This window comes from Parapedobacter sp. GCM10030251 (assembly GCF_042666505.1).
In the GTDB taxonomy this organism is placed as follows: Bacteria; Bacteroidota; Bacteroidia; order Sphingobacteriales; family Sphingobacteriaceae; genus Parapedobacter.
Genome location: NZ_JBHTDN010000021.1, coordinates 26,246 through 35,293 on the forward strand (window position 1 = coordinate 26,246; position 9,048 = coordinate 35,293).

The 9,048-nt window shown below is 48.5% G+C and carries 4 protein-coding genes; all 4 read left to right on the top strand.

Annotated elements, in window-relative coordinates:
• The first annotated feature begins 22 nt into the window (after window positions 1-22).
• The 4 genes from ACFQRK_RS23480 to ACFQRK_RS23495 all read left to right on the top strand — a co-directional run bounded on the left by ACFQRK_RS23480 (window position 23) and on the right by ACFQRK_RS23495 (window position 8,694).
• Window positions 23-622, top strand: coding sequence for a hypothetical protein (locus tag ACFQRK_RS23480; protein WP_379010836.1), 600 nt, complete (start codon window positions 23-25; stop codon window positions 620-622).
• Between the two features lie 460 nt (window positions 623-1,082).
• Complete coding sequence (locus ACFQRK_RS23485; protein ID WP_379010838.1) at window positions 1,083-4,784, top strand: DUF5977 domain-containing protein; 3,702 nt, start codon at window positions 1,083-1,085, stop codon at window positions 4,782-4,784.
• 27 nt (window positions 4,785-4,811) lie between these two features.
• Complete coding sequence (locus ACFQRK_RS23490) at window positions 4,812-8,273, top strand: DUF6443 domain-containing protein (RefSeq protein WP_379010839.1); 3,462 nt, start codon at window positions 4,812-4,814, stop codon at window positions 8,271-8,273.
• Window positions 8,263-8,694 carry a hypothetical protein gene (locus ACFQRK_RS23495; RefSeq protein ID WP_379010841.1) on the top strand — a complete coding sequence of 144 codons (432 nt, stop codon included), beginning with the start codon at window positions 8,263-8,265 and terminating at the stop codon, window positions 8,692-8,694. Before ACFQRK_RS23490 ends, ACFQRK_RS23495 begins: the two co-directional genes overlap by 11 nt.
• The last annotated feature ends 354 nt before the right edge of the window (window positions 8,695-9,048 follow it).

Below are 9,048 nucleotides of genomic sequence, written 5' to 3' on the forward strand. Positions count from 1 at the left end.
TTATAAATTCAATGAGTTCACTATGAAAAAAATAGTCTTTGTAATTTTCGTTCTCTGTTGGTGTCAACAGGTTAATGCACAAGAAATCTTATCTAATAAGGTGTTGGAGTGGACGGCGTCGCTCTGGGGAAATGGGTTCGGTCATAAGATTTATGCGAGGGATCCGGGGGGCAGAACTGTATTAAATATTGCAGCGCGCCACAATACGTCGTTATGGACAGATATGGTTTCATTGACCTCTCAAGGCAATGTCGGTATCGGTACTGAAAATCCTTTCGCGAAACTAACCGTAAACGGTGGTATTTTGGCTGAAGAAGTCAAGGTAAAAAGCGATATCTCGGTGCCGGACTACGTGTTCGAACCGGATTATAAGTTGTCAACACTGGCCGAAATCGAAGCGTACGTGAAAGAACACAAACACTTGCCGGAAATTCCGTCAGCAGCAGACATAAAAAAGGATGGGTTGGACCTTGCGGAAATGAATTTGCTGCTTTTGAAGAAGGTGGAGGAGTTGACCTTACATTTGATTGAAAAGGAAAAGCAATTGGAAAAGCAAGGGAAAGCATTAGCGAAGTCTATGGAAGAAATTTCACGGATAAAGGCATGTTTGAGGATGGATTAATTGAATTTTAGCATCGTGGAAGCATTTATAAGCCGGACGGTTTTTTTGCTTGCGGCATTATCCCGTGGAGCCGATTTCAAGAAAGTGCCGTCCGGTCTGCTGTTGAAGATGTTACCGAATAAATGCAAAAGATCCTTGCAAGAATGGGATAATATTCCTAAACTTACCCTGGATTAAAACATCGGCCTAAACGTTGTCAGCGATTCAAGAGCGGAGATTTATTTGGCTAATGTGTGAGGATGCTTAGTGTAGGCTTTCTTATGCAGTCTTCTTATTACTAACTAATGAATTGGAACCCTAAAACTTGAATTAGCACAAACTATCTGATACCTTGACACTAAAACTAAGAAAAATGGCAATGCGGGAATAGGCGTAGTCAAGCGGTCAGCCTTTAATGCGATCGGGTCTGGCAAGGCACCAATCCTAATTTGGACATGAACGAACATTAATTAATCTAAACATGGTGAAATCAATACTTCCCGTTTTATTGTTTTTGACAGCAGGGGGCTTATCCGGAAACGATGGTCCACTTCAACACACCGTTCCGATACAGGAGGTCGTCTCGGTAGATGAAGGCGATCCGAATAACCTGGCGGCTTTTTGGCCACAGGTACTGCCCCCTTCGCCAACCGCGGCATTAATGGGAAATTACGGATTTACTCTTCCAAACCTGTTGACGGGTGCTCCAGGTATTCAAATCCCTTTATTTGCTTATGGTACAAAGAATTTGACGCTTGACATTTCATTAAGCTATCACAATCAGGGATTGAAAGTAGACCAAGTGGCTTCGCGGGTTGGCTTGGGCTGGACGTTGAATGCCGGGGGGGTAATAAACAGAACAGTTTATGGAAGGCCCGATGATGGTAATTTTGCTACGATTCCCCCTGGTTTTCCAGGCACAAGCGGCCAGCCCCTACGCGATTTCATGAACTCAGTAATCAATGGGCTTGAGACGGAACCTGATATTTTCAGTTATAACTTTGCGGGTTTTTCCGGAAGGTTTATTATTAAGAACCAGACCATCGTAAAACTGGAGGAGAACAACCTCAAAATTTCTGGTAATCTAAATGGCTTTGAAATCGTTACGGATGACGGGGTCATTTACCGTTTTAACGCGATTGAGTCTTCCATTACAATGACAGGAAGCACGTTTTATGACAAGGCATCGATCAAAAACGCATGGTTTTTAACTTCCGTTACTCATCCCTTCGGCGACGAAATCTACCTCAAATATGGAAATTGCGATTACAACTACCTAGCCTCTGTGAATCAGATTTTCACGTCAAACCCGAGTGTTTCGGAACCCTGTGGAGGGAGCAGTACCCCATGTCAAGATTTTCCTGACTTTCTGGAAAATGGAGTAAGGATACGGAACTATGGAGTTTATCTAACCCAGATCAGTAGTAATAAACGGAAAGCCGGCGTGCTTAAATTTAATTATACACCCCGTGAGGATGTTCCGGGTGACGTAAAACTGATTTCCATCCAGAAATTTGACGCCAAAGGCAATCAACTGGGCAATGTCACCTACTACCGGGAATCTCCTGTTAACTCCGTCATGCTGGGTTATCACACGGCTACCAGTACAGGCGGCTACTCAGGTTATTTGTCGACAGACCCAAGTGTCACTAAACGAATTTTTCTACAAGGGATTTACCAGGACGGTAAGGAATATTCTTTTACCTATGATGGGTTGAATCAGCTGCCTCCTCGTCTTTCCTTCTCACAGGACCACTATGGATATTTCAACGGAAAATCAAACCAGAAACTGATCCCCAAGGTAAACCATGCCGCCATCGGCCAGTTCAATTCATACGGCTTTGGAAATCGGTTACCCGACTGGAACTATTCCAGAAAAGGTCAATTAACCAAAATAATCTATCCAACAGGAGGGTTTGACAGCCTTGTTTATGAGGCAAATAGTGTGTATGTGAATGATCCACCTGACTGCGATAATCCGGCCTACAGTACATCTGTTTACGTCGAAGGGTCTTCCGAGCTTCACGAAACCAAGACCTATCATACCGGGCCAGTCGAAACCGTCTGTGCACAACTTGTACGCCTCAATGTAGGTTGCATTGCCTCTTATTCGACATTGCCTCCGTCTAATTACTACGTAAGAGTAGGATTGGCAGCTGCAAGTAACCCGGTATATACCACGGTATTGAAAGATATTCTTGGTCATGATGTGGTGGCGCGTATGAATGAAAGTAATACGTTTGATGTACTTCTTCCTGCAGGCTCGCACGCTATCGTGATCCAGGTTATGGGGCCTATTTCAAAGGGATCTGCTACCTTTACGTATAACAACAGCGTGGCGACCGAAGGTAATAAAGAAGTGGGGGGAGTGAGGATTGCAAAGGTTGTCACTGCCGATCCCTATGACGCCAAAGTCCACGTTCGGAGATTTTATTACAATGATCTAACTTCAGGACGATCTACCGGCGTGCTCCAAAAGGCCAATATTCAATACAGTGCTTCCTTTAATGCTTTCCAGCAATGTCCAGGAAGTGCCAGCGGATGTTTCCGGACGGTTTGTTCTTACACGCGTTTTTACTCGTCAGATGTTTATGGGCTTTTCGATATGTCGGGTAATCACATCCGTTATCAGAAGGTAACTGAGGGGATTGGAGAGAATTTCGAAAACGGCGGTGTTGAGCATCAATATACGGTGGTCCCCGATGGATATCCGGCAGTGCTTCAGGGAAATCCAATCCAGTCCGCACCCTTGTCCAATACCGGCATTCATTCGGGCAAAGAAACAAACACCCGGGAATTCATTATCCGGAATAACGAGCAAGTCACAGTTAAAAACACGAAATATACCTATAAAATTGACCCCACGAAGAATACCAGTCAAACATTTTATTCTTTCCGGCAGGATGCCGGCTTCACACTCTGCTCACAAGCCAATTATCTGTCAGACTATCTTGGTATCGACGCGACTTCCTATAATTTACACTCCAGATGGATGTATCAGGACTCGGTTATCACGACCCTTTATGACGACCAGGGTCTCAATCCGGTGACGACCTCGGTGATCAGCCGTTACGCTAATCCAGCACATATGCTGAAGACGTCGGAGCAATCGATAACCAGTGCGGGGAAACCGATAAAGACAGATTACAAATATCCTGGTGACATGGTAACGGCAGGCAGAGATCCCAACGGTATCTATCAGGGAATGGTTAATAAACACATGATCGGCAAACTCATCGAAACAACCACATCTCACAACAGTGTCCAGACCGGACTTCAGCGAACCAATTATTATGCCCCTCATGCAGGTGTTTATGTTCCACGCTCGGTGGAAACGCAGAAAACCATAAGTCAGGCTGCCGAATTGAGAATCGATATGCCGCGCTACGACAACATGGGCAACCTGCAAAGTGTATCGAGGCAAAGCGGACCGGCTGAATCCTATCTTTGGGGCTACGATGGTCAGCTTCCCATAGCAAAGGTTCAGAATGCAGGTTATGCGGCGGTTGAGTCCATCCTTGGAGCGGCGGCTGTTAAAACCATGCGGGATAATGCAAACCCGACAGCCGAAGCCATCCTGTCCTTTCTTGAACCGCTCAGGACGGGCCTGCCCAATGCATTACTAAGTATTTATGTTTATGATCCCACTGCCGGACTAATACGGGAAACAGATCCTTCCGGCAAGGATATCTTTTATGCTTATGACATGTTTCAACGGTTGAGCAATATCCGGGATCTGAACGGACATTTACTTGTGGATTATGAATACCACTATGGCACGCCACCACCCCTTTATTTAAGTGCTCAAAAAAGCCGGAATTTTACACGTAACAATTGCCCATCCGGGCAGACCGGAGGAGTATATACCTACACAGTCCCCGCTGGAAAATATATATCCAAGGTTAGCCAGGCAGATGCAGATAACCAGGCCATCAGTGAAATAAACCTAAACGGACAGCAGGCCGCCAACGCCAATGCAGAATGTTCGAGTATTTCCTGCGGATCGGTGGATAAAAAATGGATAAACGGGGTATGCGAAACGGGTGTAAAGCACTATACCCTGTCGTTGAGGCGAATTGGAACAAACATTTACGATTGCGAATACCACTATAAATGGTCCGACGGTTCTGTAAGCGAAACTTTTAGTGAACTGGGGCATGTGGGGCCCTGTCCGATAGACTGATACAGGCGAATATAATAAAGAAACGCGATGAATAACTTAAAGCGACATATTTTTCTGACTTGTGTGGGGCTGCCGTTAATATCCGCCAATCCAGTTTTGGCCCAGTTGACGCTAAATCAGCCCAACAGCACCGGCAGCTACAAAAACACTACAAGCATCACGCTTGCACCAGGTTTTAACAGCACCGGACCATTTTGGGCCTATATACAGACCGGAGGTGCCCTGCTGAACAGCGTACCGAGTGCAGGGCTGAATTATATACGAAAAACGACTTATTTTCAAGGATTTAATGCGACACCGTCAAATCCAACAACGGATGACGCTATGCAGGACATTACCTATTATGACGGGCTGGGACGTCCGCTTCAGGAAGTCGGTGTGCGGGCTTCGGGTACCGGTGCGATGCGTGACCTGGTTACGCCCGTCACCTACGATGCTTTCGGGAGGAAGGACAAAGACTATCTTCCCTACGGCACGGCAACCGGGGTTGGGGGTGCCTTCAAGGCGAACGCCACGGCACAGCAGGCAACCTACTACAATAGTCCGGCAGTCGGGGTGGTGAAAATACCCGCGGTAGGCGGGGTTACACCTTCCTTTTCAAGTACCGTCTACGAGCCCTCGCCGCTGAACCGGGTACGGCAGCAGGGGTTTTCGGGTCAGGTATGGCAGCCTGCAACCACTCGAAGCACAACGGCGGGACGTACGGTGGTGACCGCATATAGCACCAACAACACCCAGCCATTCACGGCCCTGGATACGACACGGCGAGTAGCGCTGTACAGCGTAACGATAAGCGGCGGCGCGCCGGCGCTGGCCCTTGCTAGCAATGCTGTGTACGCCGCCGGTCAGTTGTATGTGACCATTGTAAAAGACGAGAACTGGGTCAATGCTACAGGTTTTAACAAGCGGCTGAATACGACTGAGGAATACGCCGATAAGCAGGGACGGGTGGTTCTGAAACGCAACTTTAACCTGAACGGGAGCACGCCGGAGATGCTGAGCACCTATTACGTATACGACGACTTCGGCAACTTAACCTACGTGCTTCCCCCAGGGGTCAATCCGGATACTGGCACACTTCCCACCGCAGCCGTGCTGAACAGTTTTGCCTATCAGTACCGCTATGATGAACGGAACCGTTTGGTGGAGAAACAGGTGCCGGGCAAAGGACGAGAATACCTGGTGTATAATAAACTGGATCAGGTAGTTGCCACTCAGGATGCTGTCCAGCGGTCAAAATCGCCCCAGGAATGGACCGTGACCAAGTATGACGGCCTTGGCCGGGTGGTAAAAACCGGCATTTACAAATACGGAGCCACGGCGGGTACAAATTACCGCGCAACGGTGCAGGGGCAGGTTGATGCGCAGGCTGCGGGCAACCAGTGGGAGGAGCGCAGCGCGGCAGGGGATGCCTACACGGACCGCTCGTGGCCCACGGGCACTTTGACGGTTCTTACCGAGCAGTTCTACGACGATTACAACGTGGCGGTTTTCAAGGGGCTGCCGGCAGCCTACCGCCCGGGGGGCTACAGCACGATGACCAGGGGTCTGCCCACGGTCTCGCGGGTGAACGTTCTGGGCACGTCGCATTACCTTTGGAGTGCGGTGTACTATGACGACCGGGGCAATGCGGTGCGCGAGATCCGCCAGCACTACAAAGGGGGGACGGCCGCAGCGGGCAACTACGACGACACCGGCACGGAATACAGCTTCACGCGGCAGCCGCTGTCGGCCACTCGGCGGCACTATGCCTCTGGGAGCCTTTCCGCCACGGTACGGACGGAGCGGACGTACGACCACCGCGACCGTCCGGTGGACACGTGGAAGACACTGAACACGGGCCTGCGGACGCTTATTGCCCGCAACGTGTACAACGACGTCGGGCAGCTGCGGGAGAAGAAGCTCCACAGCACCGACGGGACGGCGTTTGCCGAGACGGTCAGGTACAGCTACAACCCCCGCGGCTGGCTGCTGAACACCTCGTCCTCGCGTTTCAGCCAGTACCTGCGTTACGATACGCTTTCCGCCCCCCAGTTCAACGGCAATATCCGGAGGCAGAGCTGGCGGCAGGGTGCGGGATTGCCTGACCAGCACTTCGACTACACGTACGACCGTCTGAACCGTCTGCTGACGGGCACGGCCGGCAGCGGTGAGCGGAGCGAGACGGTGACGTACGACGTGATGGGGAACATCAAGACGCTGAAGCGGGATGCGGGTGCGGTTTGGACGTACGGCTACACGGCGGCCGAAGGCAACCGGCTGCAGACAATCACGGGCGGGACGGGAACCTACCTGTACGACGGGAACGGGAACATGACGCGCGATGCGCGGCGGAACTTCACGGTGACCTACAACGAGCTGAACCTTCCAAAGGCAGTAAGCGGCGGCACGGCCGCGGCCTACACGTACGATGCGACGGGCCGGAAGCTGCGCTCGGTTATCGGCACGGCGGCGACAGATTACATCGACGGGATCGAGTGGGAGGGTAGCACGCTGAACATGATCCATATGGAGGAGGGCCGCATCCTTCCGTCGGGGGTGTACGAGTACATGCTGCGTGACCACCTGGGCAACACGCGGACGGGCTTTTCCTCGGATGCACTCACATCGGTTAAGTTCCGTGCGGATTACTACCCGTTCGGGCATGTGTATAACCAGGGCGGTGTGACTTCGCCGAAAAACCGTTACCTTTACAACGGCAAGGAACTGCAGGACGGTACAGAGTATTACGATTACGGTGCAAGGTTCTATGACCCGGTGATCGGTAGGTGGGGGAGTATGGATCCATTGGCGGAGCAGGACGGGAGATGGAGTCCATACAATTATGCGTTCGATAACCCAATGCGGTTCATAGATCCGGATGGACGTTGGCCTTATGGCCCCCCAAGTTTATTTGAAAGAGCTCTTAGTTATACTGTAAGTGCTGTAAAACAAGCAATATACAGTTCTGTTACATCTACAGCTAATGCTACCAAAGAATATGTGAAAGATAGAATTAGCGAGCTTGAACCTTCTGTTTATGGAAAGGTAGAAGTCAAAGCTTCCGGGCAAGTAGGTGGGGCTGCAGATATAAAGGGCATCGGTATAAAGGGTAACTACAAAGGGGTTGAACTAGGCAGTTTGTCTTTAGGTGGAGAGGTTAGTACTAAAACGGGTAAGTTTACCAATACTAGTGGTGTTTCATTTCGTGGTAAAGATGGTAATGTAAAAGAAACCAAAGGAGCGGGCGTGGACTTTATATCAGGTATAAGTTTGGAAACGGAGTCTGTTGTGAAAAATGGGAATGTGGTCAATAAAACAACTACTGCTGACATCTCTGCAGCAATACCCATTTGGGGGGGCTTGCAAACCGGTATAGTTAATACGGATGGTAGAAATACTGTCAAAGCTGGCTATGTAAATTCAGGAAGTCTGGGCTTATTTCTGAATTTTACAGGAAGTCTTGAGTTTGGTATACAAATTAAAGGAAAGGAGGAAGATGAAAACTAAAAAATTGAGCGGAGGACAACCTAGAGCAGCACAGGTAATGTTGTTATTGTTTTTTATACCTTTTGCATCATTTCTTTCGTATATAATATTTTCAAAAAACTTTACAGTGGAAGGAATACTAGTCTTGTCTGTTTTCCTTTTAGCAATTTCTCTTGTTTTAAAATTTGGCTTCTCCTATGCGGATGTTTATTTGTCAAGGAATACTATAGTTATCAGAAAACTTTTCATTAAAAAAGAAATTAGTTTACAAAACATCGAAGAAATCAATAAATCTTTCTTACCATTTACCTATTACATCAAGGTTGGTAAGTCGAAGATATCTTTTTTACCCAATGCTTCAGATTTGTCGAAACATTTGTTAAGCCTCGATTCTAATAAAGCACTAGAACTTATTAAAGAAAAATTTGTGAAAGAAGATTAATCTGCAGGATCTAAAGCCCTCATAAAAGGCTGTGAACGCCGAAAACGGCTATGAACGGCTGCGGGTATATTTAAGCCGTATCTATAAAAACCTTAGTCACGCGCCGGATACGGGTTACGCATGGCATAGTAGACCGCCGAACAAGGTTAGGAGAAAGTCGGGCGTTGGTGTGCCCGGCCTTCAGAAAAGTAGGGGCAATCCCGTGCCTCAGCCCACCTTCCGTTACCCGTATCCGCCCTATGAACTACATATTTGATTCCTGCAGTTTTCTTTTATAATTCTGCGGATACAAGTCTTTCAGGTTCTTGTGGTTTATGGTCGTGATGTTTTCCAGCGTGTATTTCAGCCACTGGA

Bases quoted from the DNA above. Each gene is read 5' to 3' on its own strand.
- ACFQRK_RS23490 (WP_379010839.1), top strand. From the start codon at position 4,812: ATGAATAACTTAAAGCGACATATTTTTCTGACTTGTGTGGGGCTGCCG.
- ACFQRK_RS23480 (WP_379010836.1), top strand. From the start codon at position 23: ATGAAAAAAATAGTCTTTGTAATTTTCGTTCTCTGTTGGTGTCAACAG.
- ACFQRK_RS23485 (WP_379010838.1), top strand. From the start codon at position 1,083: ATGGTGAAATCAATACTTCCCGTTTTATTGTTTTTGACAGCAGGGGGC.
- ACFQRK_RS23495 (WP_379010841.1), top strand. From the start codon at position 8,263: ATGAAAACTAAAAAATTGAGCGGAGGACAACCTAGAGCAGCACAGGTA.